This is a genomic window from Halorubrum coriense DSM 10284, assembly GCF_000337035.1.
GTDB classification, from domain to species: domain Archaea; phylum Halobacteriota; class Halobacteria; order Halobacteriales; family Haloferacaceae; genus Halorubrum; species Halorubrum coriense.
In genome coordinates this window covers 39,326-64,243 of sequence record NZ_AOJL01000020.1, presented here as the reverse complement: position 1 = coordinate 64,243, position 24,918 = coordinate 39,326, and the positions used below count along the sequence as shown (strand labels likewise).

General features: G+C 69.8%; 29 protein-coding genes. 13 read left to right on the top strand and 16 right to left on the bottom strand.

All coding sequences use genetic code 11. The features are described 5' to 3' along the window. The first annotated feature begins 7 nt into the window (after positions 1-7). Positions 8-457 (top strand): universal stress protein, encoded by a 450-nt coding sequence (locus C464_RS04035; protein WP_006112272.1) that lies wholly within the window; start codon positions 8-10, stop codon positions 455-457. After that, positions 457-1,266: a DUF63 family protein gene (locus C464_RS04030; RefSeq protein ID WP_006112271.1), complete on the top strand. Its 810-nt coding sequence runs from the start codon at positions 457-459 to the stop codon at positions 1,264-1,266. The genes C464_RS04035 and C464_RS04030 overlap by 1 nt, the downstream gene beginning before the upstream one ends. Positions 1,267-1,281: 15 nt before the next feature. Here C464_RS04030 and C464_RS04025 read toward each other — a convergent pair whose 3' ends face one another. The 7 genes from C464_RS04025 to C464_RS03995 all read right to left on the bottom strand — a co-directional run bounded on the left by C464_RS04025 (position 1,282) and on the right by C464_RS03995 (position 6,715). Further along, positions 1,282-1,764: a DUF456 domain-containing protein gene (locus C464_RS04025; protein ID WP_006112270.1), complete on the bottom strand. Its 483-nt coding sequence runs from the start codon at positions 1,762-1,764 to the stop codon at positions 1,282-1,284. A 94-nt stretch (positions 1,765-1,858) separates the two neighbouring features. Then, positions 1,859-2,440 carry a DUF2150 family protein gene (locus C464_RS04020; protein ID WP_006112269.1) on the bottom strand — a complete coding sequence of 194 codons (582 nt, stop codon included), beginning with the start codon at positions 2,438-2,440 and terminating at the stop codon, positions 1,859-1,861. An 85-nt stretch (positions 2,441-2,525) separates the two neighbouring features. Further along, on the bottom strand, positions 2,526-3,383 hold the full coding sequence (locus tag C464_RS04015) for a TatD family hydrolase (protein WP_006112268.1): 858 nt from the start codon (positions 3,381-3,383) through the stop codon (positions 2,526-2,528). Between the two features lie 290 nt (positions 3,384-3,673). Beyond that, positions 3,674-4,552, bottom strand: a complete 879-nt coding sequence (locus C464_RS04010; protein WP_006112267.1) for a hypothetical protein — start codon at positions 4,550-4,552, stop codon at positions 3,674-3,676. Then, positions 4,525-4,941, bottom strand: a complete 417-nt coding sequence (locus C464_RS04005; RefSeq protein ID WP_049910826.1) for a 6-carboxytetrahydropterin synthase — start codon at positions 4,939-4,941, stop codon at positions 4,525-4,527. Before C464_RS04005 ends, C464_RS04010 begins: the two co-directional genes overlap by 28 nt. Positions 4,942-4,944: 3 nt before the next feature. Then, positions 4,945-5,958, bottom strand: coding sequence for a zinc-dependent alcohol dehydrogenase (locus C464_RS04000; protein ID WP_006112265.1), 1,014 nt, complete (start codon positions 5,956-5,958; stop codon positions 4,945-4,947). Next, complete coding sequence (locus tag C464_RS03995) at positions 5,951-6,715, bottom strand: GTP cyclohydrolase IIa (protein WP_049910833.1); 765 nt, start codon at positions 6,713-6,715, stop codon at positions 5,951-5,953. Before C464_RS03995 ends, C464_RS04000 begins: the two co-directional genes overlap by 8 nt. Before the next feature lie 172 nt (positions 6,716-6,887). Here C464_RS03995 and C464_RS03990 point away from each other — a divergent pair, with 172 nt between their 5' ends. Further along, entirely contained in the window at positions 6,888-8,276 is a 1,389-nt protein-coding gene (locus tag C464_RS03990) for a sulfatase-like hydrolase/transferase (RefSeq protein WP_006112263.1), read from the top strand. 101 nt (positions 8,277-8,377) lie between these two features. On the opposite strand, the gene C464_RS03985 is transcribed toward C464_RS03990, so the two are convergent. From C464_RS03985 to C464_RS03970, 4 genes are all read right to left on the bottom strand, one after another. Then, positions 8,378-9,058 carry a hypothetical protein gene (locus C464_RS03985; RefSeq protein ID WP_006112262.1) on the bottom strand — a complete coding sequence of 227 codons (681 nt, stop codon included), beginning with the start codon at positions 9,056-9,058 and terminating at the stop codon, positions 8,378-8,380. Between the two features lie 72 nt (positions 9,059-9,130). Then, the gene (locus C464_RS03980) at positions 9,131-9,652 is read right to left on the bottom strand and encodes a hypothetical protein (protein WP_006112261.1); all 522 of its coding nucleotides are present in this window, start codon (positions 9,650-9,652) and stop codon (positions 9,131-9,133) included. A gap of 139 nt (positions 9,653-9,791) precedes the next feature. Continuing rightward, positions 9,792-9,971, bottom strand: a complete 180-nt coding sequence (locus C464_RS03975; protein ID WP_006112260.1) for a hypothetical protein — start codon at positions 9,969-9,971, stop codon at positions 9,792-9,794. A gap of 109 nt (positions 9,972-10,080) precedes the next feature. After that, positions 10,081-10,950 (bottom strand): DUF7260 family protein, encoded by an 870-nt coding sequence (locus C464_RS03970; RefSeq protein ID WP_006112259.1) that lies wholly within the window; start codon positions 10,948-10,950, stop codon positions 10,081-10,083. A 177-nt stretch (positions 10,951-11,127) separates the two neighbouring features. Between C464_RS03970 and C464_RS03965 the strand changes: the two genes are divergently transcribed. Next, entirely contained in the window at positions 11,128-11,490 is a 363-nt protein-coding gene (locus C464_RS03965) for a cupin domain-containing protein (protein ID WP_006112258.1), read from the top strand. A 22-nt stretch (positions 11,491-11,512) separates the two neighbouring features. Here the strand turns inward: C464_RS03965 and C464_RS03960 are convergent, their stop codons facing one another. Together C464_RS03960 and C464_RS03955 are read right to left on the bottom strand one after the other, a co-directional pair. Beyond that, complete coding sequence (locus C464_RS03960; RefSeq protein ID WP_006112257.1) at positions 11,513-11,887, bottom strand: hypothetical protein; 375 nt, start codon at positions 11,885-11,887, stop codon at positions 11,513-11,515. Then, positions 11,884-14,316, bottom strand: a complete 2,433-nt coding sequence (locus tag C464_RS03955; protein WP_006112256.1) for a penicillin acylase family protein — start codon at positions 14,314-14,316, stop codon at positions 11,884-11,886. Before C464_RS03955 ends, C464_RS03960 begins: the two co-directional genes overlap by 4 nt. Before the next feature lie 98 nt (positions 14,317-14,414). Between C464_RS03955 and C464_RS03950 the strand changes: the two genes are divergently transcribed. Beyond that, entirely contained in the window at positions 14,415-15,587 is a 1,173-nt protein-coding gene (locus C464_RS03950) for a tubulin/FtsZ family protein (RefSeq protein ID WP_006112255.1), read from the top strand. Between the two features lie 40 nt (positions 15,588-15,627). Here C464_RS03950 and C464_RS03945 read toward each other — a convergent pair whose 3' ends face one another. Both C464_RS03945 and C464_RS03940 read right to left on the bottom strand, forming a co-directional pair. Then, on the bottom strand, positions 15,628-15,828 hold the full coding sequence (locus tag C464_RS03945) for a hypothetical protein (protein WP_006112254.1): 201 nt from the start codon (positions 15,826-15,828) through the stop codon (positions 15,628-15,630). A 54-nt stretch (positions 15,829-15,882) separates the two neighbouring features. Continuing rightward, positions 15,883-16,866 (bottom strand): DUF7544 domain-containing protein, encoded by a 984-nt coding sequence (locus tag C464_RS03940; RefSeq protein WP_006112253.1) that lies wholly within the window; start codon positions 16,864-16,866, stop codon positions 15,883-15,885. Positions 16,867-16,982: 116 nt separating this feature from the next. Here C464_RS03940 and C464_RS03935 point away from each other — a divergent pair, with 116 nt between their 5' ends. The 5 genes from C464_RS03935 (at position 16,983) to C464_RS03915 (ending at position 22,436) form a co-directional block, all read left to right on the top strand. Then, complete coding sequence (locus tag C464_RS03935; protein WP_006112252.1) at positions 16,983-17,723, top strand: competence/damage-inducible protein A; 741 nt, start codon at positions 16,983-16,985, stop codon at positions 17,721-17,723. Between the two features lie 151 nt (positions 17,724-17,874). Further along, positions 17,875-18,231: a DsrE family protein gene (locus C464_RS03930; RefSeq protein WP_006112251.1), complete on the top strand. Its 357-nt coding sequence runs from the start codon at positions 17,875-17,877 to the stop codon at positions 18,229-18,231. Positions 18,232-18,480: 249 nt separating this feature from the next. After that, entirely contained in the window at positions 18,481-21,150 is a 2,670-nt protein-coding gene (locus C464_RS03925) for an alkaline phosphatase PhoX (RefSeq protein ID WP_006112250.1), read from the top strand. 73 nt (positions 21,151-21,223) lie between these two features. Further along, positions 21,224-21,940, top strand: coding sequence for a hypothetical protein (locus C464_RS03920; RefSeq protein ID WP_006112249.1), 717 nt, complete (start codon positions 21,224-21,226; stop codon positions 21,938-21,940). An 85-nt stretch (positions 21,941-22,025) separates the two neighbouring features. Then, on the top strand, positions 22,026-22,436 hold the full coding sequence (locus C464_RS03915) for a hypothetical protein (protein WP_006112248.1): 411 nt from the start codon (positions 22,026-22,028) through the stop codon (positions 22,434-22,436). Positions 22,437-22,443: 7 nt separating this feature from the next. On the opposite strand, the gene C464_RS03910 is transcribed toward C464_RS03915, so the two are convergent. Next, on the bottom strand, positions 22,444-22,770 hold the full coding sequence (locus tag C464_RS03910; RefSeq protein WP_006112247.1) for a HalOD1 output domain-containing protein: 327 nt from the start codon (positions 22,768-22,770) through the stop codon (positions 22,444-22,446). Positions 22,771-23,013: 243 nt separating this feature from the next. Here C464_RS03910 and C464_RS03905 point away from each other — a divergent pair, with 243 nt between their 5' ends. The 3 genes from C464_RS03905 (at position 23,014) to C464_RS03895 (ending at position 24,903) form a co-directional block, all read left to right on the top strand. Continuing rightward, positions 23,014-23,493 carry a zinc ribbon domain-containing protein gene (locus tag C464_RS03905; protein ID WP_006112246.1) on the top strand — a complete coding sequence of 160 codons (480 nt, stop codon included), beginning with the start codon at positions 23,014-23,016 and terminating at the stop codon, positions 23,491-23,493. 2 nt (positions 23,494-23,495) lie between these two features. Then, on the top strand, positions 23,496-24,104 hold the full coding sequence (locus C464_RS03900) for a TetR/AcrR family transcriptional regulator (RefSeq protein ID WP_006112245.1): 609 nt from the start codon (positions 23,496-23,498) through the stop codon (positions 24,102-24,104). A gap of 64 nt (positions 24,105-24,168) precedes the next feature. Beyond that, positions 24,169-24,903, top strand: coding sequence for a CBS domain-containing protein (locus C464_RS03895; protein ID WP_006112244.1), 735 nt, complete (start codon positions 24,169-24,171; stop codon positions 24,901-24,903). Positions 24,904-24,918 lie beyond the last annotated feature (15 nt).

Here is a 24,918-nt window from a genome sequence, read left to right as displayed (position 1 = left end):
CCCGCGTATGACCGATCTCGACATCGACCTCGTCCTCGTGCCCGTCGACGGCAGCGAGGAGTCACACGAGGCGGTCGATTACGCCATCGCGCTCGCGAGCGAGTACGGGGCGAGCGTCCACGCGCTGTACGTCTTAGACGAGGAGGTCGTCCGCGCGATCGACCACGGCGTGGTCGAGGAGAGCGAGGTGGCCGACGACTCCGAGGCGTTCACCGACTCCGTCGCCCGCCGCGCGGAGGCGGCCGGGGTGGCTCACAGCAACTCCATCGCGTACGGGTTCTCCACGTCGGTGAAGACCGTCCACCCCGGCAGCGTCGTCCTCGACACCGCCGAGGAGCTGGAGTCGGACTTCATCGTCGTCCCGCGCGAGCCGGTCTCCGGCGACCCCGGCGAGGTGCTGGGGAAGGCGGCCGAGTACGTCCTGCTGTACGCGAGCCAGCCGGTCCTGTCCGTCTGATGGTCGGCGGCCTCCTCCCGGCGGGCACGACCCTGCCGCCCCTCCCGCACCTCCTCGTCGTCCTGCTCGCGACCGCCGGGGTCGTCGCCGCGCTCCGCCGGCGACGCCCGCGCGTCACCGGCCGGCGCGTGCTCGCGCTCGCCCCGTGGATGGCGCTCGGTTCGGCCGCTCACGTCCTCTACGTCGTCGACGCGCTCCCGCCGCTGCTCTCGCCGTTCGCCGGCTCGCCGACCGTCTACCTCACGGTCGGGTCGCTGGCGGGCGCGGCGTGGCTCGCCGTCGACGCCGCCAGCCCGGACCGGGTGCCGGCGACCCTCGCGGCCGCCGGCGGGCTCCTCTTGCTCCCCGTCGTCGCGGTCGCGGTCGGGACCGGCCTCTCCCCCGTCGGCGCGCGCTGGTCGGCGGCGGCGCTCGCGCTCACCGTTCCGATCGCCGGGGGCGCTTGGCTCGGGCTGACGCGCTTCCGACCGGCGGCCGCGGTCACCGGCGGGGTCGGTGCCCTCGCCGTGTTCGGGCATGCGCTCGACGGCGTCTCGACCGCGGTCGGCACGACCCAGCTCGGCTTCGGCGAGCGCACGCCGGTGTCGCGGATCCTGCTCGAACTCGGCGGGCTCCCGTCGGTGCCGGTGTTGGGCGAGGGGTGGCTGTTCCTCCTCGTGAAGCTCGTCGTCGCGACCGCGGTCGTCTGGCTGTTCGCGGCGTACGTCCGGGAGACGCCGGCGGAGGGGTACCTCCTCTTAGGCTTCGTCGCCGCGATGGGGCTCGGCCCGGCGGCGCACAACCTCCTGCTGTTCTCCGTGGCGGCGTGAGGTCGGGACCCAGAGTCAGAGGACCGACAGCGCGAACGCGACGGTGACGCCGGCGAGGATGACCGCCTGGACGAGCGCGCTGGCGAGGGCTCCGACCACCGCGTAGGCCGCCTGTCGAGCGGCCTCGCGCGCGTCGCCGTCGTGTTCGTTGAGGGCGGCGAGGAAGACGGTGCCGCCCAGCCCGACGACGATCCCGAGCGGGCCGAGCGGAACGAGGAGGACGATGCCCGCGATCGTCCCGACGACGACGGTCCGCGTCGACGCGCCGCCGAGCCGCCCGGAGACCATCCCCGAGACGAACTCCGCGACGGAGGCCAGAAGCGAGACGAGGACGAGCGCGACCAGCACGGCGAGGCCCGGCTCGGCGAAGCCGGTCGTGTACGCGTAGCCGACGACGGTCAGCGCCGCGAGGACGCCGCTCGGCACGAGGGGGACGAACGAACTGGCCGTCCAGACGGCGAGCAGCGCGATCGCCAGTCCGGCCGCGAGGGAGACCATACGGTCCGAACGTCGCGCGTGCTCAAAACGGTTCACCTCGATCGAACCGAGAGTGGAGGGTCGGATCGGGGACGCGGAGGGTCAGCCGACGCCGTCAGTCCTCTTCCTCGACGACTTCCGGGTCCTCGATGGCCGACTGGAGCGAGTCGAGCCCGTTGACCCACTCCGAGACGAGGCCGTACTCGAAGTCCTCGACGAGTTCGATGTCGAGCGCCTCGCCGTCGACGACGCGGGTCCCGGCCTGAACGACGTAGCCGAGTGCGGCGTCGAGGTCCTCGCCCTCCTCGGCCTCGGCGGCCGCGCGCACGAACTCGCTCACGTCGCCGTCGACGACGCCGCCGACGACGTACTCCTCGGCCGCGTAGAACACGGGGACGAGCGAGGTCTGGACGCCGTCGATCAGCATCACCTTGTCCTCGTCGTCGAAATCGACGTCGGCGAGGACGATCTCGCGGATGTCGCGGATCTCCTCGACGGCGCGGTCCTCGTCGATGCGGTCCTCGTCGAACGCCGCGAGCACCTTCACCACCGCGATGGCCGCGTCGTCCTGAAGGTTCAAGAGGAGCCGCGCCGAGTCCTCGTTCTCGGGGTCGAGGTCCTCCTCGGCGAGCCTGTCGAGCCAGTTCTGCCAGCGTTCGTCGGTATAGAACGTTTCAACGGCGTCGTCGTCGGTCATGTCCCGTACGTCGCCCGGCCAACTCAAATGCCTTTCCTATCGATCGCCGCCCGAGAGGGCGCCTCACTCGCGTGAACCGCCGGATTCAGGGCTCGCTTTCTAGCGTCGCTTCGGTGTCGATCCCGTACACGGCTCGGGGAGTCTCGACGTGCGCCCGCCGGACAGCCTCGTCGAGTCCCTCGTCCAGCAGCCAGCGCACCCGGCGCGGGACGGTCTTCGGCCCCAGCACCATCCCCGGTCGGTCCGGGTCGTCGACGAAGTCGGTCTCCATCAGGAACGGCTCGCCCGCCGCGGCGGCGCGCTCCAGCCGCTCCTTGTCGCTCATCACGCTCGGGGTGACGCCCGCCAGTTCGCCCGCCGCGTAGTGTTTGACGACGCGCGAGGGGTCGAGCCCGGACTCCTCGGCGACCGCGGCGAGGTCGGTCAGGTCCTCGGTGGCCTCGGTGTGGAGCTGGACCGCGCAGTCGACGTCCGCGCCCAGTTCGAACGCCCGGCGCGTGACCGCGTTCGACGCCTCCCAGACCGCGTCGCTCACGTCGTAGTGCGGGCGGCCGGACTTCAGCGCGACCGCGTCGCCGTCGGCGACGTACTCGCTCGCGACCGCCAGCCCGCCGCGCATGAGGTCGCGGGCCGCCGCGGGCGCGAAGTCGCGCTCGTCGACGAGCCGGCTTATCAGCCCGGGGTGGACGCCGAGGACGGGCCAGGCGCGCCCGGGCAGGGCCTCCGTCGCGGCCGCCACCGTCTCCAGCGTCTCCTCGAAGACGGCCCGGAAGTCGGCCGGCTCGTCCGGCTCGACGCCCAGCAGCCACGAGGGCTTGTTCACCACGAGCAGGTGGGTGCCGCCGAGCCGGACGAACTCCTCGACGGCCTCGATCCCGCGCCCGTGTCGGGGGTCGAGGTGGAGGTGGTCGTCCAACACCGGCGTGCCGAGATCCTCGGTCATGTGGGGGCGTTCGATCGCCCGCGATTAGAAGGATCGGTCTGCCGCGGTCGGGACTGTGGCCGGCGGCCTTCGCCGGTCCCCGCTCGGGACCCGTCCCGACACCGTCGGCGCTTCGTTCCGGCGCCGGGCAATACGCCCGCGGCTGTGGCCGCTCGACGCCCGGTGCCGGGACCAACGCAGGACCGACCGGGTCCGGGACGGCGCCCCGCGCCCGATCCGCCGAACCGCCCGGCGTCCTCAGCCGACGGGCCGACGAAGACGCCTCGATGACGCGGCCGGAGAACGCCGTCTCACTCCCCTTCAGCCGGCGTTCTGTACAGAAAGTCGTACCTGTGTCCGACGTAGGAGAGCTGCCCGTCCACCAGCTGGTCGCGCCTCACTGACAGCCAGTCGTCGACTGCCGGAACCGCCTCCGGCTGTACCGACTCCTCGACGAACCCGAGCAAGCAGCTCAGGAAGTAGCGCTCGTCGGCTGGATACCCGCCGTTCCGGGGACGAACGATGGCGTCGGAGGCGTCGGCGGCGAGCAGCGACCCGCCCCGGTCGCGGAACTCCTCGAGGAGGTGTCGCCCCGCGCGCGTCTCGCGGTCGGCGTCGTTGTCGATCGCCTCGTGATAGGCCTGCTGTATCTCGTCGTCAGCGGGGTGGTCCGGCTGGAAGACGGTCACACCGTCGAACGTCAGCGGACAGTACACGAGGCCGCCGTCCCCGGCCGCCGCCGTCAGCATGTCGACGGCCGACTCCAGCGGGACGAGATCCATGAACTGCTGGGCGACGACGAGGTCGTGATCTCGCTCCCGGAGGACCTGGAGCGCGTCGCCCACCTCGAACCCGAACCGGAAGTCGCCGACGGTGCCGCCGCTCTCGGTGTCGACGGCGCTGTACCCCCGATACCGGAGCGCGGCCGGCCGGGTCCGCTGCGCGTAAGCGACCACTGTCGGTGACAGGTCGACCCCTCTGTACGACCCGGCGGTCACCCCCCGCTCGAGTAGCCACGGTACCGCCGCTCCGGTCCCCGCTCCGGCTTCGCCGACCGTCGGTGACGCCGGGAGCGCCTCGAACAACCGGTCCGCGACCCTGCGCGAGCGCGAGCGCTCGTCGACGCTGTGTTTGGCCTCTAGATACCGGATCTGCGCGTGTTTCATATCGCCGCCCGGTAGCTCGCCCACGCGAGGTCGTCCTCCCAGATCCGGACGGTGACCTCGTCCGGACTGTCGTCGGCGAGGTCCTCACAGAACCGCTCACAGACGATCCGGGCGAAGTGCTCGACGCTCGGGTTCCGCCCCTCGAACTCCGGGAGGTCGTTGAGCAGCGTATCGCGGTACCGCGCCTCGATATCGTCGAGGAGCGACTCCACCTCGTTGATATTCACGAGGTAGCCGTACTCGGCCAGCGAGTCGGCCGCGAACTCGACCTCCACGGTGAACCGGTGACTGTGGACGTCTCCCTCCGGCGGCTTCGGGTCCGGGACCGTCAGGTAGTGCTGTGAGATGAACTCCCGCTTGACCATCAGTCCGTGCGTCCCGTCGCACGTATCGGATTTCTTGCTTGCTGGCATGTGTTATTCGTATGAAAGGAGTACTTGGACCGTCCCTTCGGGCGCATCGTCGAGTCGCTCGTAGGCGTCTTCAGCCCGCTCGAAGGGTATCTCGTCGGTGATCAGCGCCTCGTGATCGATCGTCCGCAGACCGTCGAGAGCGGTACCCGTGCGGCGGTCCTTCGACCACCGACCGCGCAGCGTCGGGTCGATCGTGCTCACCTGACTCGAGATGACGTCGATGCGGTCGCGGTGAAACGACCCCCCGAGCCGGAGTGCCGACCGCTTGGACCCGTACCACGATCCGACGACGATCCGGCCGTCGTACCCGACAACGTCTATCGCGTCGTTGAGCGTGTCCGGCCGCCCCGAGAGCTCGTACACGAGGTCAGCGCCCACGGGGTCGTCGTCGACGGACTCGAACGGGGCGTCGGCTTCCCCCGGCGGGACCACCTTGTCGGCGCCAAACTCCCGCGCCAGATCGCGCCGCGAGGCGCGCGGTTCGACGACGACCAGCGAGTCGAGCGGGAACTCTGCGAGCAGGCGGATCGTACAGAGGCCGATAACACCGGCCCCGAACACAACTACCCTTTCGCCGACCTTCGGTGCGCCGTCGAGCAGGAAGTTCGTGGCCGTCTCCGCCGACGGGAACAGGGCGCCCGCTCGCCGTTCGAGATCCGGCGGCAGGGGGATCAGACAGTCCGTCGTGGCGTTGAACCGCGTCTGGTGCGGGTGGAAGGCGATGACCTCCCGGTCCACCCACGCGTCGTCGACGTCGTCTCCGACGTCGACCACGCTCCCAACTAACGAGTAGCCGTACTGAAGCGGGAACGAGAGGTCGCCGTTTATCGTCTTCAACGACGAGTCGGCCGTGATGCCGGACGGAGCCTGACCCCGGTAGACCAGTAGTTCGGTCCCCGAGCTGATGGCCGAGAGGTGGGCGTCGACGGCCACCTGGTCCGCGGCCGGATCCGCCGTCTCAGTCGTCTTGATGCTGACCTCCCGCTCGTCGGTGAACACGAGCGCCCGTTCAGTCATCCGTCACCTGCTGTTGTATCGGCGTGGCTTCGTGGACTCTCGTCCCGGTCTCTCGACAGTGTTCGAGCGCCTCCTTCGCCCGGTTGCCCGCTCCGTGTGCCGTCGGTCCCGAGCCGATGCCGACTTGAAACTCGATGCCAGTCTGGTCGTAGACGTGGTCGACGACGTCGCCGAACACGTCCTCGCTCAACTGCGGACAGACGGCGATCATGTTGTCTCCGCCGACGAACTGGGCGACACTGTCGTACTCGGCGAGGAGCCGCTGCTTGAGCGCGAGCATCGACTGCTGGATCGCGACTCCCGCCGTCGCGGCGTGTTCCGTGTCGGTAAACGACTCCGTCACGTCGACGATGTCGAAGTGTCCGACGGTGACGTAACCGGACGAGTCGCTCGTGTCCCCGGCGTTGAGAACTTCTCGCCGGTCGGGGTCCTGGGCGCTCCCCGCGTCTTGGAGCTGTTGGCTCGCCACTTCCACCGCGCGGACCGGCGTTTCTCCCTCTCCGACGCCGACGCTGACGGTGATCGGGTATTGGTTACGGACGCGCTCTTGGAACCGCTCGTACTCCGCGACATCGATACCGTTGGCGATGCCGAGCATGTTGTCGAACCGATTGAAGAACGCGTAGCCGTCGCTGCGGCCGACGAAATCGGCGAAGTCAGCGTACAGGCGCGCCTGGAGCGCCTGTAGGTCCGTTTCCCGTCGCGGCGACGGTTCGACCGTCCACGGTCCGTACTCGTCTAACTGAACGACTGAAATACGGACGGTACCTCTGGTATTTATCACTACTAACCATTATACTAGATCGAGTTAAATAAAATGTACCCCCGTATATGTGATCTGTGCTGTTGCTAATTCGCACCGTAGCCACCTAGTTCGTCCGGAACGTCTGGAGAAACCGACGTGGCATATATATCCGCGCCGGTCGGATATGACACCCGTGACGAACATCGCCGTCGTAGTGCTGGATACGGTTCGGGCGGACGCGTTCGGGGAGGCGTTCGAGTGGCTCCCGGGGACGTGGTTCGACGCTGCGTACTCGACGAGCCACTGGACGGGCGGCGCGCACGCCTCCCTGTTCACCGGCATGTACCCCAGCGAGGCGGACGTGACGGTCGCTGACTGGACGCTCTCGACGCCCGAGCGGACCCTCGCCGAAAAGCTCTCGGCGGCGGGCTACCGAACGCGCGCCTTCTCGGCGAATATCAACGTCTCGCCGGCCTACGGCTACGACCGCGGGTTCGACGTGTTCGACGGGACTCGGGACACCAAGTACCCGACCGCGTCGGTGTTCAACTGGTACCGACACTTGGAGGAGAACGAACACCCGCGACTGGCGTATCTGACCGGAGCGGCCGCGGCGCTGCGCGGCGACTACGACACCGGACGGTCGCTTCGGTTCGGCTTCGCGGAGGCGGTCACGGGGACCCCGCTGGGCGACAGCGACGACGGAGCCGGTCGGTTCCGCGACCTGAGCCGGTCACTGTCCCCCTCGGGGCCGACGTTCCTGTTCGCGAACCTCATGGAGGCGCACCAACCGTACCGCGCCCCTCCGTCGTATCGGTCGGGCGACACGTACGAGCTCGGCCCCGCGTTTGAGGCGACGCTTCGCAACCGGTTCGACGACCCCGACGAGGCGCTGGCGGACGGCGTCGACCGGGAGCACGCGGGGCCGGACCCGGAGCGCGCGCGGGCCGCGTACGATGACTGCGTGCGGTATCTAAGCGATGTCTACCGCGAGACGTTCGAGGCGCTGTCGGCGCGGTTCGACTACGTCGTCACGCTCGGCGACCACGGCGAACTGTTCGGGGAACACGGCGTCTGGGAACACGGGTACGGCCTCTACCCCGAGGTGACGAACGTCCCGCTGGTCGTCACCGGCCCGGACTTCTCGGACGAGCGCGTGGATGCCCCGGTCTCGCTGCTCGACGTCTACCACACCGTGCTGGCGCTCGCCGACGGTACCGAGCCTGACCGCCGCGGCCGCGACCTCCGGACGGCAAACGGCGAGCGGCGGGCGACGTATCTCACCGAGTACAACGGTATCGCGTCGATGCGGCGCGAGACGCTCCTCGAGCGCGGCTACGCGCCCGCTGCGATCGACGCTGTCGACGTCGAGTACCGGGGGCTGGTCGCGGACGGCTACTACGGCTTCCAGAGCGACGAGGGGTGGACCGAGACCGGCGAGTCGCCGACCGAGACCCCGCAGGAGAAGCTGGTCGCGCTCCGCGAAGGGGTCCCCGATAACCGCGACGGCGACGAGACCGGCTCCGTCGATCCGGAAATCCGAGAGCGGCTGGAGGAGCTCGGCTACGCCTGACCGCTCCTCGTTCGCCGGTCGATAGCTGCCGCCGGACCGTCATACCGGCCCGCACGCGAGTCGCGGGGACCGCCTCGGCTACGACTGCGGCCTCGAAACCGTCACTCCGACGGGAACTCGCGGTCCGACTCCGCGACCCACCTCTGGTGGCGAACGATCACCCGGACGGGGACGTCGTCCACGTCGCACAGCTTGGCCACCGAGAGGCGGTGCTTACCGTCGTTGAACAGGAGGTGTCCGTCGCGCCCGACGTTGACTGCGATCTCATCGTACCGGAGTTTGCCCTCTCGCAGTTCGCTTGCTGGTCGGTACCCCTCGCGGTCGATGCGGTCGTACAGCCGGTCGATGTCCCCGCAGCGGTCGCGGAACTCCGCCTCGGTCTCACAGCCCCACAGCGGGGATCCGCCGGTGATACAGTCGACGATATTCCGATAGTATCGGGTGTCTTCCCAATCGACGCCGTCGACGAAGTGTCGGCGGAGCCCCACGTACGGAAGGTACTCGTCGAAGGGAAGCAACCGACGGTCCCACTCGCCGCGGCGCACGGCCCCCGCTTCGGCGGTCCGAAAGAAGCCGGCGAACCGAGCGTCCGCCGGCGTGAAGACCGGGTGTCGCTCGCCGTCCTGCGCCTTGTCGACCGTGTCGGTGTAGACGGTCACGTGTTGAATCCGGTCGGGGTCCACCCGCCGCACGGTGAACGGCTCGGCCGGTCGCTGGAGGCGCTTCGTCCGCTTCCACTCCTCGAATGGAAGGTCCGAATGGGGGTCCCCTTGCCACTCCATGCCGGGTACAGGGCGGTCCGGCATTTATACTCACGTCCGTTGACGGGCCGCGCGCGGAACGCGCGACTCGCCTCACGTCGAGAGGCGCCGTTCGAACCTGTTCAGTTGCGCTCGAAACCGGTCCCCGCGCTCCGGGTCGCCGTACGAATCCCCGCGAACCGCTCCGGGGTCCGGCTCTGGGTACGCCCCGCCCTCCACGGCCTCGACGAACTCTGTCGGGCCGTAGTACGTCCATGGCCGACCGTCCGTGTACTCGGTGACGTCGGTGTCGTCGACGACCACGAACCGCGCTTCCCGGTCGTAGCTCTCCGCGTACAGTTGATCGAGGAGGCGGAGCCGGTCGATCCGGCCGCCGTTCATCCGGTCGTACGGCGCAACCGGCTCCCGACCGGCCGCGACGAGCAGCTCCCGAGCCTCACGCGGTGAAGGGATCCCCGCCTCGCCGCAGAGCCGCGGGTTACCGGTCGCCCAGACATCGTGGTCCGTGCGGTGCGCGTAGTACTGGACCCAAGTCAGCGGCACCGCCCGCCCTCGCTCCGGCGGGCGTACGTCCACCGTCTTGTCCCTATCGAAGCAGAACACCGGGTCCTTCATATGTCACCGTTCGACCGTTCGGCTGTCACTCTTCGGCGCGGTCGGAAATGAGACATTCGGGCGTGCCGGTGGCCGCGGCGGACTCGATTCGCCCTCGCATGGGGGACGAACGACGCACCGTCGGCGGTCTCGGTCACGGCTATCCCGACCCCGACTGCCGCACGTGCCCGGGGACGGCGTCGTCCTCGGGGGGATCCCGAAGCGTGATCCAGTGGTCGGCGTAGCGGGCCTCGTGTTCCTTCGCCAGCTTGTGAGCGGTCACGCAGTCGTTGAGCCACTGGTCGAGCTCGCACTCGTTACACGTGATTCTACATGACATATGGTAACATAAACCGTGAACAATCATTAAGCTGACGCTAGCCCGTATTCTGGCGGTTACGGCCCTCTGATCCGCGGATGTCACCGCTGCTCCATCCTCGATGGCTCTGTCATCGGCCCCGAGCCATCGCCCGTTCGATCCGGGACCGGAGCGACTCCAGCCGGTCGCCGACCGCGCCGACCGCCGCGAGCACCGGGTACGTGACGTCGAGCGTCTGATAGCAGTACGCGGGTAGGTCGAGGTCGTCGCCGAGCGCGAGCCGTCGCCGGTGGTCGGCAAGCACCCGCTGGCGGCGCCCTGCGATGCGGTCGCAGTCGTCCGTGAGCGCCTCGGTTCGGGTCCGGCAGGCGTCGAGCGCCCCGAATCCGGGTGTCTCGACCTCGGCTTCGGCACCCCCCTCGCTCCCGGCGGCGCCGAGTTCGTCCTCGATCGCCTCGATCTCGCTCCGGATCGGGTCGAGCCGGGAGCCCGCGCGCTCGATCGATTCGATCTCCGATTCCACGGCATCGAGGAACGCCTCGCGCTCTTGGACCGCGGTCTCCGCGGCGCTCAGCAGCGACCGCTTGTACTCCTCGTGGAAACGGCTCGTCCGGGTGAGCGCGTAGGCGAGCTCCGGGCCGAACTCCTCGGCCACGCTCCGCTCGTAGGTGTCGTCGTACTCCGTCTCGTAGTGCGGCACCGACATCACCGTGGCGCGGTACGCGTCGCGCACCGCGACCAGCCGGGAGCCGGGCGACGCCGCTCCGCCCCCCGAACCGCCGACCGCGCCGCCGACCGCGCCGCCGACGCCGGCGAACCCGTCGGCCGCAGCGGGGTCCGACGGGCCCGCGTTCGCGCTCTCGTCCGGAATCGACGACACGCGGGCGCTGAACGCGCGGAACGCCTCTCGCTCGTCGACGACCCGCCGCCGCTCGACTCGGAGCTCCGCTCTGGCCGCTCGGACCGGACCGCTTCCGCCGTCCGCGTGGGTCGCTGTCATACGTCGCGACACGCTCAGCCCCCCCGTAAACGCTTATATGAGGGGTCCGCCGCCGTCCCGAGCGGTCCGAACCGCTCCGGAGCGATATATACCTCCGCTGTGGCTCGGCCGACCGCGATCCCCGGCTCGTCGGGACCGGTGGACAGCGACTTTACCGTTCCGCCGCCGACCGGGGGTATGGAGCCGATCTCTTTCACCGAGGCGTTCGACTCGTTCGACGAGACGTGGTCCCCGCGGCTCGCGGCCGAGTGTAACGGGCAGGCGGTCAAGCTCGCGAAGGCGGACGGCGAGTTCGTCTGGCACAGTCACGAGTCGGCCGACGAGCTGTTCCTCGTCCACGCCGGGCGGCTCCGGATCGAGTTCCGCGAGGCCGCGGACGCGGTGTTGGAGGCCGGGGAGTTCACGGTCGTCCCGCGCGGGACCGAGCACCGCCCGGTCGCCGAGCCGGAGGCCGAGATCGTGCTGTTCGAACCCAGCGGGACGCGGAACACGGGCGACGTGGAGACCGACGAGACCGCCGAAGTGGAGCGGCTGGACTAGGCCCCGACTTCCCGCGCCTCGCTCACGTGACGACGGCCCGCGCGAGCGACCCGAACAGCGGGAGCGCGAGGCCCGCGCCGACCGCGACGTAGACGACCGGGCGCATCCCCGGCACCGCTGCGGCGGCCGGGCCGAGCGCGACCGCGAACGCCGCGAGGGCGACGACCCCCGCGGCGAGCGCGTAGCCGACCCCGCGGCGGACCGTCGGCGCGACGACCGACGCGAGCGCCCCCGCGGCGATCAGCCCGACCCAGTGGACGAACGCGAGCGCGACGCCGACCCCGACCGCGGCGACGAGTGCGACCGCGTGCGGTCGCGGCTCCGTCCGGACGCGGTCGAGGGGAGACGGCGAGTCGCTTGGAGGCGACGAGTCGGTCGGAGACGGCGAGTCGCTCACTGCGACCCCTCCGTCGACGGCTCGAACCGCACCGCCGGCTCGCCGCCGGCGTCGAGCGGCATCGGCCGCTGGTCGTTGCCGAGCCACCGCCGGAGCTGGTCGTCGTAGTGCTCGGAGAAGTAGTCGCCGGAGTTCCCGCCCGGCAGGACCGCGGTCGCGTCGGTCCCCGGCCGCACGACCATCCGCCAGCTCGACCCGACCGCGGAGTCGACGCGGTAGTTCTTCACGGTCGCGGGCGACCCGTCGGCCGGTAGCGCCCCGTAGTTCAGGAACGGCGCTTCGCCGCCGAGCGGGTGGCGCATCGACCGCGTGGTGTTGTAGTCGCCGTACGTCTCCCACCCCTCCGCCCCGACCTCGTCGAGCGCGTCGCGGAGGGCCCTCACCGCGAGGGCGGACCGCGACCGCCCGTCGAACAGCGGGTCGTCGTCGGGGAGCCGCGCGAGCGTCCAGTCGCTCGGGTAGTACCCCTCGCCGAGGTCGGCGGCGGCGAACGCCGGGCCGAAGACGCGCTCGCGGAAGTGCGGGAGGTAGCGGGCGAACAGCAGCGCGGCGCGCGAGCCGCGCCGCATCCGGTAGTCCCACTCGTCGAGGGCGTCGGCGGCGTCGACGAGCGAGGGGTCGGGGTCGTCGCGGTCGCGGACCGCGGCGACCAGCCCGGGGACCAGTTCCGGGCCGCGCCCGTCGCGCACGTCGTTCTGGAGGGCGCGGTGGAAGTCGGGGTCCGTCGACCCCCCGTCGTCGGTCGCCGCGTCGAGCCGGTCGGCGATCCGTGACCCGCGGTACGGGGCGGCGTAGCTCACGCCGACGTAGTGGGTCGGGTCGTCGATCGGGCGCTGGTTGGCGGTCGAGAGGACGTCGGGGTCGATCGCGTGCGGCTTCTCTTCGAAGGGGACGAACCCCTCCCACGAGGACTCGCCGAACGGCTCGAACCCGCTCCACTCGCCCTCGCCCGCGGAGCCGTCGAAGACCCGGTCGCCGTCGACGACCGCGCCGTCGGTGCGGCGGATCGGGAGCCGGCCGGTCGCGAAGTAGAGCGTCCGGCCGTCCGCGTCCGCGTACACGAGGTTCTGCGTCGGCAGGTCGAAGTCGCGGGTCGCGTCGAGGAGGTCGTCGATCCCCTCGCTGCGCCCGTACGCCTCGATGGCGACCGTCGTGCGCGTCGCGGTGTGGCCCGTCCACGCGACGCCGACCGTCTCCGTCTCGCGCTCGATCAGAGGGCCGTGGACGGTGCGCCGCACGCGGACCTCCCGGTCCTCGCCGCCGGCGACCGGGATCGCCTCGGTCTCGTCGGTCTCGAAGGGCCGCCACTCGCCGTCGTACCGGTAGCGGTCGCCCGCGTCGTCGACGTCGTACTGGTAGCAGTCCAACACGTCCGCGCCGAGGTTGGTGAACGACCACGCGCCGCGGTCGTTCGCGCCCGCGATGACGAACGGGACGCCCGAGAACGTCGCGCCCCGCACCGACCGCTCGGGGGTCGTGACCGACTGCTCGTACCACAGCGGCGGCGCCTGGAGCGAGAGGTGCGGGTCGTACGCGACGGTCGGCGTCCCGCTCGCGGTGTGGTCGCCGGAGACGACCCAGCTGTTCGAGCCGACGCCCGTCGGCGACTCGAAGCCGGAGAGCCAGTCGGCCAGTTCCGGGTCGACGGGGTCGACGGAGCCGCGCGGCTCGCCGGTCGACGCGCGCTCGCCCGCACCGCGAGCGTTCTCGGCGCTCCCGCCCAGCCGCGTCTCCGTCCCGTCGAGGATCGCGTCGTCGTGGTCGTACCGCGTCGGGAACAGCGTCTCAGCGCGCTCCGCGCCCAGTCGCTCGGCGACGAGCGCGCGCCGCAGTTCGCCGAAGTCCCCGGTGAGCGTCCACGAGATCTGCTTCTCCATCAGCATCGAGTCGACCGGGGTCCACGGCTCCGGCTCGTAGCCGATCAGATCGAACTCCAGCGGGAGGGGCAGGTCGTCGGTCGCGGCGTTGACGCCGTCCGCGAACGCCTCGACGAGGGGTCCGGCGCGCGTCTCCGCGACGACGTCCCACGTGGCCGCGGCGGCGTCGGCGAACCCCATCGCGACGTTGAACTCGTCGCTGTCGAGCGTCGCCTCGCCGATCACCTCCGAGAGCCGCCCGCGCATCACTCGCCGCTGGAGGTCCATCGCGAACAGCCGGTCGAACGCCTGACAGTAGCCGACCGCGAAGTACGCCGCGGGCTCCTCGTCCGCCTCGATCTGCGGGACGCCGAACTCGTCGCGGGCCACCGTCGCCGCCCCGTGCGGGCTCTCGACGGTCTCGGGAAGCGAGCGGTCGGCGGCGTCCCACGCCTCGCCCGACAGCGGCGCGAACGAGTCGAGGAGGTCGGCCGCGTCGCTCGCCGCCAGCCCGGCGCTGCCGGCGGCGAGGACGCTCGCGAGGACCGCGCGGCGCGTGGTGTCGCGTGTCACCTCCCAAGCGAGGCCGCGATCCCTCATTATAATTTGGATCGGATCGGGCTTCGAACCTTTATCAGTCCGACCCGCGTAGATACGTGCGGTGTGTTCACATGAAACTCGCACTGATCGGGGTCGGACAGGCGGGTGGGAAGGTGGTCGACGAGTTCCTTGCCTACGACGCGGAGACGGGCGCAGACATCGTTCGGGGAGCGATCGCGGTCAACACGGCGAAAGCGGATCTCGACGGGATCGACCGCCTTCCGACTGACCGACGGATCCTGATCGGGCAGTCGCGGGTCAAGGGCCACGGCGTGGGCGCGGACAACGAACTGGGCGCAGCGGTGGCCGAGGAGGACATCGACGAGATCCAAGGGGCGCTCGACTCGATCCCGGTCCACGAGATCGATGCGTTCCTCGTCGTCGCCGGGCTCGGCGGCGGGACGGGTTCTGGCGGTGCGCCCGTGATCGCGAAGAACCTCAAGCGGATCTACACCGAACCCGTGTACGGGCTCGGCATTCTGCCCGGGAGCGACGAAGGCGGGATCTACACGCTGAACGCCGCCCGATCGCTCAAGACGTTCGTCGACGAGGTGGACAACCTCCTGTTGTTCGACAACGACGCGTGGCGCAGTTCGGGCGAGTCCGTCGGGGAAGGGTTCGACGCGATCAACAGGGAACTGGTCCGGCGGTTCGGCGTGCTGTTCAGCGCCGGCGAGATCACCGAGGGGAGCGACGTCGCCGAGAGCGTGGTCGACTCCTCCGAGATCATCAACACGCTCAAAGGCGGCGGCATCTCGTCGCTGGGGTACGCCGACGTCGAGGTGGACGAAGCGAAGCGATCGGGGTTGCTGTCGCGGCTCCGCGACGATTCGACCGCCGGGATCGACAGCACGGAGGCCACCAATCGGGTCACGAGCCTCGTCCGGAAGGCGACGCTCGGTCGACTCACCCTGCCCTGCGAGGCGAGCGGCACGGAGCGGGCGCTGCTCGTCGTCGCCGGGCCGCCGGCGTACCTCAACCGGAAGGGTATCGAGCACGGTCGCAAGTGGCTCGAAGAACAGACCGGCTCGATGGAGGTCCGCGGCGGGGACTATCCGCGACGCGGCGGGGGAACGGTCGCGGCGCTCGTCCTGCTCGGCGGGGTGACGAACGTTCCGCGAGTCAAGGAGCTTCAGCAGGTCGCGATCGAGGCACAGCGGAACCAAGGGGAGATCACCGACGAGAGCGAGGACCGCTTCGCGGAGCTGATGGACAGCGACGGGGAGTTGGAGTCGCTGTTTTGAGCGTGCGGTCTGTTCGGAGACGTTCGTCGAGATGTCTCGGTCACGTCCCGTTCCGCTGCCGACGCTCCCAGAGCGCGAGCGGCACGTACACGACGCCGATCGCGCGGACGCCGTCGGTGAGGCGCTCGTTCCATGCCACCGACGCGGGGTCCTCGACCGCGAGACCCTCGAACGCTCCCGCGAGACGCTCCGGAACGAGCGCCGTGAGGACACCGATTGCGCCGAGGAGCGGTCGTCTCATGCGCGCCGCTCGGTCCGGAGCAGCTTACGGTCTGGTGTCGGCAGATCGGACCCGTCACGGATCCGCGGCCGACGGTCGCGGATCGGCGAGGACGTCGAAGGACTCCTCGACGTCGCCGAGCACGAGCAGCGCGTAGTACCGGAGGTACGTCACGACGGGGACCTGTGAGAGCGTCCCGACGACGAGCAGCGCCACGCCGAACAGCGCCGCGAGCGCGACGAGGACGGCGAGTCCGATCGGCGACGTCACCGAGACGGTCGCGTGGACGACCGCGGCCGCGACGAGGACGGGGACGAGGAGCACGAGCGCGACGAGCGCGACCGCGACCGAGACGACGACCCCGGTCGCGACCGTCAACAGGAACCCGACCGCGACGTACGCCAGGTACTGTTTCCACGAACGCTTGATCGACGGCCAGAGGCGACGCCACGCCGCGAGGACGCCCGAGTCCGACTGGATCATGAGCGGCACGACGAACGCGGTCGTGAACCCCGACACCAACGCGTACCCGACGCCGACGAGGAACATCACCGGGAGCCCGACGAGAAACGCCGTGGCGGAGAACGCGGGATCGCGTCCGGTCAGGACGGGAACGACGAGCAGCGCGAGCCAGCCGGCGAACAGCGCGATCATCGGGAGTCCGATCGCGATCCGAAACCCGAACAGGCGGAGCCCCTGCCGCCACCGCTTCCGCCAGTGGCGTCGGAGCGACACCTCGCCGGTGCGAAGCAACTCGATCAGCACGAACTCCATGATCGCGCCGATCAGCCCGAACGCGCCGAGGAGCAGGAGGCACACGGCGACGACCGCGACGGCGAGCGTCAACACGTCGACTGAAAGGGCGGACGGTACCTCACCGGGAGCGACGTCTCCCGTCGGCGTCGACGCGCCGAACTGTGCCGTCGGGAAGCCGACGCCGCCCCCGACGAAGAACACGACGACCGCGAGCTTCAGCCAGCGACGCACGGTGACTGGCGTCAGGAACTCCCGAGTGACGCCGAACGCTCTCTCTACGTTTTCGACCGCGTGGAGGGCCATAACTCGGGATACACGAACCGAACAATTAGCCCTTCTGGTGGTCGCTTCCGGGACGCAGCTCGACTCCCGCTCGGGGCGGGAAACGTACATCCGTCGCCCGACCGTACGGCGCACCGATGGAGGTCGCGCTGATCACGGTCGGAGACGAACTGCTCTCGGGCGACACGGTGAACACGAACGCGAACTGGCTCGCCGCGGAGCTGAGCGAGCGCGGCGTCGCCGTGGAACGGATCCTCTCGATCCCGGACGACAGGGGAGAGATAGCCGACCGCGTCGGGGAGTACGCCGCCGACTTCGACGCCGTGATCGTGACGGGCGGCATCGGCAGCACCCCCGACGACGTGACGATGGAGGCCGTCGCGGACGCGTTCGATCGCGAGATGGTCCCCACCGACCTCACGCGCGAGTCCGTCGAGCGGCGGCTGGCCGCGATCCGCGAGCGGGTCCCAGACCGCGAGTTCGACGTCGACGTCGAGGCGGAGGCGGCGGTCCCCGAGGGGAGCCGCCCGCTCGTGACCGACGCGGGGCTCGCGCCCGGCTGCGTGGTCGAGGACGTCTACGTCATGCCCGGCATCCCGGACGAGCTGAGAGCGACGTTCGAGGCGGTCGCCGACGAGTTCGCCGGCGACCGCCGCTCGCGGTTCCTCTACACGGTCGAGCCCGAATCGAACATCGTCCCCGCGCTGCGGGAGGCGATGGAGCGGTTCGACGTCGCCGTCGGCTGTTACCCCGACCGCAAGGCGGACCACAACCGGCTGAAGGTGACCGCCACCGACGACGACGCGCTCGCCGACGCCGCGGCGTGGCTCCTGTCGACCGTCGACGCGAGCGAGACGCCGGTGTCTCGCGACTGGTGACGGCGGAGGCGGGGACGGTGCCGGCGGCACGGACGGGGAGCGCGACGGAGTGAGATCTCCGACCTCATCCCCTCGGTCGGTCATCGGTCCGACGTAGCGAACGCACAGCCGCGAGCGGGTCTTTTACGGCCGCGAGTTACGGAGATTCACGATGGCAAAAGCCGCAATCGTGATCCTCGCCGGGAACGAGTCGCACGCAGATTACGGTCGCCTCGCGAACGCCTTGGAGGCGGCCAAGGAGTTCGCGGAGACCGACGGCGACGAGCTGAAGCTCATCTTCGACGGAGCCGGGACGCAGTGGATCCCGGAACTGGAAGACGAGGAGAGCGATTACCACGAGCTGTACCAGGCGGTCCGCGACGACGCGGCGGTCTGCGACTACTGTGCGAGCGCGTTCGACGTCGCGGACGCGGTCTCCGCCTCCGGGCTGGCCACCCTCGCCGAGTACGACGGTCACCCGAGCGTTCGGTCGCTCGTCGACGACGACTACGAAGTCATCACCTTCTGAGGGGCCGTCGCGGCGTCTCTCTCGATTTTCGCCCGATTCGGGATTTCGCGGGGCGACAGCTCCGGACTGACGGCTCGCGGGACGACGGACGTGTGACCTATATTCGCGACCCGACCGCTATATACCGCGCTTACGTTTCAATTTCCGTAAATTCGAGTACTAATCTAAAATGTTCCCCGGGCCGACCGTATACCGTTCTGTCCACCTATTATAAACGATTATTAAACAACACTTGGTGTCTGAATTTGCATGGTGGATCTGAACCGGCGGAGCCTGATCGCAACGTCAACTGCTGCCGCCCTCGGCGCGAGCGTCGCGGGGGTCGCCAGCGCGAGTGAGAGCGAAATTCCGGAGGGAGACACCCCCGGCGCGCCCAGCGTCCGAGGAGGCCTCAAGCGGTTCTCGACCACGGCCTTCGGGGCGGAGGTGACGGGCCCGTTCGTCTTCGAGGACGGCTCGCTCCTGTACAGCCTCCAGCACCCCGAAGCGGCGAACCCGGAGCCGTTCGGCCGGGCGGCGGTCGGCTACTTCAGCGGCTTCAACTTCGAGTTCGACGGCAACAACGACGACTTCCCGGAGGTCGGTATCCCCGATACGCAGGAGAAACAGCGCCGGGTCCGCTCGGCCGCCGGCCAGTACGAAGTCCTCGTTCAGGGCCGCGAACCCATCGGCGGCGGCGACGAGCTGCTCGGCGTCACGCAGACGCCCGACGGCACCGACATCACCCAGAGCAACTTCGCGGGGACGCAGTACGGGGCCGCGGCGACGAACCCGGACTGTAACCAGTTCGTCCCGACGGACGAGGACGGCACCGAGGGCTACCTGTTCACCAACTGGGAGAACAGCCCCGGGAACATCTCGCGGGTCTTCATCAGCCAGGACGCGGACGGCGAGTGGAGCGCCGACCCCGAGGACGCGATGAACCTGCCGAACACGGAGGCGTTCCGCGAGCTCGGCGGCACCCGAATCAACTGCTACGGCGACCTCAGCCCGTGGGAGACCCCGGTCTCCTCGGAGGAGAACTACGCGCACCCCCGCGTCTCGCTGACGAACACGGTCGGCGACGTCGTCGACGCCGGCAGCGGCGAGGGGCTCCTCGGCGCGTGCCAGTTCTGGAACCGGCCGAACCCCTCGGCGATCCAGAGCGCGGTCGACGAGTACGACGAGGTCGACGGCTGGTACATCCAGGGCTACTGGGCGATGACCGGCGTCGAGTTCCTCGCGTACTACCTCGGCGCCGACCCGGTCGACCAGGCCGACGAGAGCAACGATCTGACGCCCATCGGCGACGTCTACCCGAACCCCTACCGCTACGGCTACCACGTGGACTTCCGCGAGCCGACGGCCGAGGAGCCGGACCCGATGAAGTACTGGGTCGCGGGCCGCGCCTCGTGGGAGGCGCCGGACTTCCTGGGCGACGAACGGACGCTGTACGGCTGCTCCGACGGCGACAGCAAGGGGATCTACAAGTTCGTCGCCGCCGACCCGATCCCGAGCTACGACGACACCGACGACATCGAGGGCACGCTCTACGCCCCGAAGATCACCAACGACGCCGCGAACGCCGCGGAGGCCGGCGAACGCAACTCCCCGGCCGACACGAACCTCGAAGTCGAGTGGATCCCGCTCGGTCGCGCGACGAACGGCGAGGTCGAGTCCTGGGTCGCCGAGTACGACGACGTCACGCAGGTCGACTACCTCACGACGCACACCGAGTACGACGCGGACGACCTCGGGCAGGAGGTCGCCTACGGCGACGCCGTCCGCGAGGCCGACCTCGAAGTCATCGAGAACGGTAACCGGAACTACATCACGAACGAGGAGATAGTCGAGTGGGCCGCCCAGTACGAGGCGGACGGTCCCGACGGCGTCGACGAGGCGCTCCGCCGCGTCCCCTTCCTCGAGACCCGCGCGGCCGCCAAGGAGATCGGCGCGTCGATCGAGTTCAACAAGGCCGAGGGCGTCGACAGCGTCGACGGCGCCGGCCCCGGCGACTTCGTCTACTTCGGCATCTCCGAGTTCAACGACGACCTCGCCGACGAGACCGGCGATGTCCAGATGGACCGCGTCGACGGGGGCGTCGTCTACCGCGCCGAACTCGAACCCGACTACAACGTCTCGACGCTCGAACCGGTCATCACCGGGCCCGACTTCACCGACGGGCCCGAGGACGCCGACGACGCGCTCCGCAACATCGACAACGTGTACGCGATGCGCGACGGGCGGGTCCTCTGCTGTGAGGACGGCTTCGGCGGCCCCTCGCGCTCGTACCCCAACGACGGTCTCTATGTCTTCCAGCCGAACGTCCAGGTCGACGTCGAGTCGCTGGCGATCGGCTACGGTCGGACCGGCGAGGCGGCGCTCTCGGCGTCCGCGCTCCCGACCGGCTTCTCGGGGGCCGCGGTCTCGGTCTCCGTCTCGGACCCGGACGTCGCCGCCATCACCGGCGTCGAGTTCCCGGACGCGCTCGGGCTCACCGAGAGCGAGGTCAGCGACGACGGCTCCTCGGCGACCGTCCGCGTCGCCGACACCGACCGCAGCGTCGAGGCGGGCGGACGGAACGTCCCGCTCGCGACGCTCACGCTACGCGGCGACGGCACCGGCACAGCCGACCTGGAAGTCGACATCGACCGGATGGACGACGAGGCGGGGACCGCCATCGACGCGAACGCCCGCACGGGCGTCCTCGTCACCGGCCCGCCGACGGTGACCGGCGGCGCGGCGCCGACCGACCCCGACGGCGACGGGCTCTACGAGGACCTCAACGGGAACGGTCGCCTCGACTACGAGGACATCGAGATCCTCTTCGACAACTTCGAGTCGGACAGCGTCAGGCTGAACGAGTCGGCGTACGACTTCAACGAGAACGGGCAGCTCGACTTCGACGACGTCGTCGACCTCTACGAGGAGGTCAACTGAGGGCCCTCGGTCGGCCCCGCGGCCGACCTGCGGCGTCCCATCGCCGCCGCCCCACGTTCATCATCCGATACCCATGACACGACCCACGCGTTCACTTTCGACGTTCACCGACACCCGCGGCCGGACGGCGGCCGTCGCGGTGGCACTCGCGGCGCTCGCCCTCCTCGGCGCGACGGCGGCGGGGACGGCCGCGGCACAGACCGACGGGCCGACCGTCGTCGTCGGCGACGCCTCGACGACGCCCGACGGGACGACGACCGTCGATGTCGTCCTCACGAGCGTGCCGGACGGCCTCTCTGGCTACTACCTCGAACTCTCGGTCGAGGCCCCGGAGACGGCCCGAATTCAGTCCGCGAGCTATCCCGACCGGTTCGGTCTGACGACCGAGCCGGCGATCGGGGACGACGGCGGCAGCGTCGCCCTCGAAGCCGCCGACGTGGAGGGAGCCATCGAACCCGGCGCGACGGACGTGACGCTCGCGACGGTCACCGTCGCCGGCGTCGGGGCGGGCGACGCCGGACTCGCGGTCGAGCCCCGGCAGTTCGACGCGGACGACGGGAGCGCCTTCACCCCCGACACGCGGGCGGGAACGGTGACGGTCGCCGGCGACGACGCCTCGTCGACCGACGACGCCGCGTCCGCCGGGAGCGACGACGCCGGGTCCGCCGACGGTGCCGCGGCCGACGGAAGCGGGGCCGACGCCACGTCGAGCGACCTGCCGCTCTCACCGGTCCTCGCCCTCGTCGCTATCGGCCTCTTCGCGGCCGCCGGCGCGAGGCGACGCGGCTGACGCGCGGCCGCGCCCGTCCCACCCGGCGCGTCGTCGCGGCGACCACCCCCACCCGGAGACTCCGGTCGATACCCACCCATCACCCATGTCACGATCCGAACCAATCGAAGACGAGACCGTCTACCGCGAGTACGTCCTCCACGTCCGCATCGTCGAGCACAGCACCCCCGCCCGGACCGCCTATCGGTTCGAGGCCCCGCACCACTGCGGCGTCGACTTCGACGACCCCGAGAAGGCCGAGCTGTACGCCGACGTCTACTTCGACGTCAACGGCTTCGACGAGGAGAAGGTCGGCGAGGAGGGCGTCCCGCCGGCGATCATCCAGGCCGGCCGCGACACCCTCGCCGCGTACTTCCACACACAGCCGTACGGGAGCATCAACTGGATCGCGTCCTTCTACGGGTTCAAGCCGGAACGGACGCAGCGGCTCATCAATCGGGTCCGCAAGCGCGCGACGAAGATCCGCGAGGGGGCCGCCGAGCGAGGCGTGGCGTAGCCGCCGGTCAGGCGTCGGCGGCGGCCGTCTCGTCGACGGGACTGACCGAGACCCGTCCGCTGCTGTGGACCGACACGACGCACTCGGAGAGGACGAACTTGACGACCCCGGTCGAGGGCGTCGCCGTCCCCTCGGTCTCGCCGAACAGCCGGCTGAGGGCGATCGCGTGCGCTCGGTCGTACTGAGACGCGACGGTCGAGCGCGCCGTACCGGTGGCGCTCGACACGGCGTCGGTGACGGCCTCGTAGAGGGACGACTCGTCGTCCCAGCGAGCGAGCCGGCGGTCGTGCCACGGTGCCGTCGATTCGTCGGCGGGTCGGGGTTCTCGGGTCATAGTTCGGTCGAGGGCGTCGGTCCGCCCGTAGTCCTACTGAACGTTCGGTAAGTATCAACCTTTCGCCCGGAGTCGCCGCCGAAAGGGAAGGCGTCTCGCTGGCGTCCGTATATCGCGTTCGACGCCGTTAACGAGCCGTCAAGCGACGTTTGCGCGACCGACCGAGTCCCCGAAGCTCCGCTCCGACTCGCCATTCACGACACGGGCGAAGCGCTTTTACCTACCGAACGTTCAGTATACGATATGGCACGCGTCTCGCTCCGAAAGAACCCGCTGTTCGCCGCCCTGTTGGGAACCGTGGCCACCGGGCTCGGTCACCTGTACCTCCGGCGCTGGATCCGCGCGCTCGGGTGGCTCTCGGCCACCCTGGCCGCGACGGTCCTGTTCGTCCCCGAGTCGACGCTGTCCGCCGTGAGTTCGGGAACGGTCGCCGACCCGTTCTCGCTGCTCCCGGTCGTCCTCGTCAGCGCCGCCAGCGTCCTCGACGCGTACCTCGTCGCGAAGGCCGAGCGCCGGTCCGACGGCGCTCGGGCGACCGGTGCGGCGGGACCGACGGAAGCGGCGGAGCCGACGAGAGCGACGGAAGCGGACGGATCGCCGGCCTGCCCCGCCTGCGGAAAGCCGGTCGACCCGGACATCGGGTTCTGTCACTGGTGTACGACCGAGCTCGACGCCGTCGACGCCGCCGATCACGGGCAGGCGACCGAGCGGGGCTCGAACTGACGATGGCGCCCGACGCACCCGAGCGGGACTGGAGCGCCGCCGAGGCGGAGATCATGGAGGCGACCTACCGGGCGCTGCTCGAACACGGCTACGCCGGGCTGTCGATCTCCCGGATCGCCGCGGAGCTCGGCAAGTCCAAGGCCGCCATCTACTACCACTACGACGCCAAAGACGACCTCTTGGCCGCGTTCCTCGAGTTCGCCGTCGACAGGTTCGAAGAGACGGTCGCGACCGAGACCGGCGACGAGCCGACCGCCGACCTCGAACACGTCGTCGAGAAGCTCCTCCCGCTCCGGCCCGACGAGGAGCAGCGCCAACTCCAGGCCGTGCTGGTCGGGCTCCGGTCGCAGGCCGTGACGAACGAGGTGTTCCGCGAGCAGTTCACGCGGATCGACGACCGGCTGGCGGCCACCATCCGGGAGATCGTCGAGCGCGGCATCGACGAGGGGGCGTTCCGCGACGTCGACCCGTCGCGGGTCGCGGAGCACATCCTCGCGACGGTCAACGGCGCGATGTACGCCCGCGCGACGACCGATCGCGGGAGCGCCGCCGCGGCAACGCGCGTCTCCGTCGCCTCGTACGTCGACTCCGAGCTCCGGCGTGACCCGTGAGCGAATCGGCGATGCGGCCGCACGAAAACGCGTAGCTTTCCACCCGACGACCCGACAGCCATCCATGTACACGATCGCAGACCTCCCGATCGACAACCGACTCCGGACCGTCCGGTACGACCTCGAGCTCGAATCGGCGCTCCGCCGGATGTTCGACAACGGCTACACGCAGGTCGGCGTCGAACGCGACGGCGAGCTCGTCGGGATCGTCACCTACCGGTCGGTCGTCCGCACGCTGCTCGCGTTCCACCAGCTGGACGTGGGCCACAAGACGCTGGACAAGGTCTCCGTCGGGGCGGCGGTCGAGGACGCGCACGCGGTCAGCGAGGACGAGACCGTCCTCGCGGTGTTCGACGCGCTCGCGGAGCACACGTACCTCGTCGTCGACAGGGGCGAGGAGTGGCACATCCTGACCGACTACGACCTCCTGACGCGGTTGAAGCGGATGCTCGAACCGTTCCTGCTGATCGAGTCGATCGAGATGCGGCTGCGCGAACTCCTCGCGCGGGCGTTCGGCGACGCGCTGTCGGAGCAGCTGGCAGCGACGTTCGACGAGGACCACCCGCTGCCGACGCCGGCGTCCGTCGACCACTGTAGCTACGCGCACTACGCCCAGTTCATCTCCATCCACTGGGCTGAGTTCGAGCCGATCTTCGACGACGAGCAGGACGTGATCCGCGAGCTGGTGCTCGAGATCGGCGACATGCGAAACCGACTCTTCCACTTCCGCATCGACGACCCGGAGGAGTTCGACCGCGACCTCCTCCGGTTCGGGCAGTCGTACTTCTCCTCGGTGTGAGGTGCGGCCGACCGC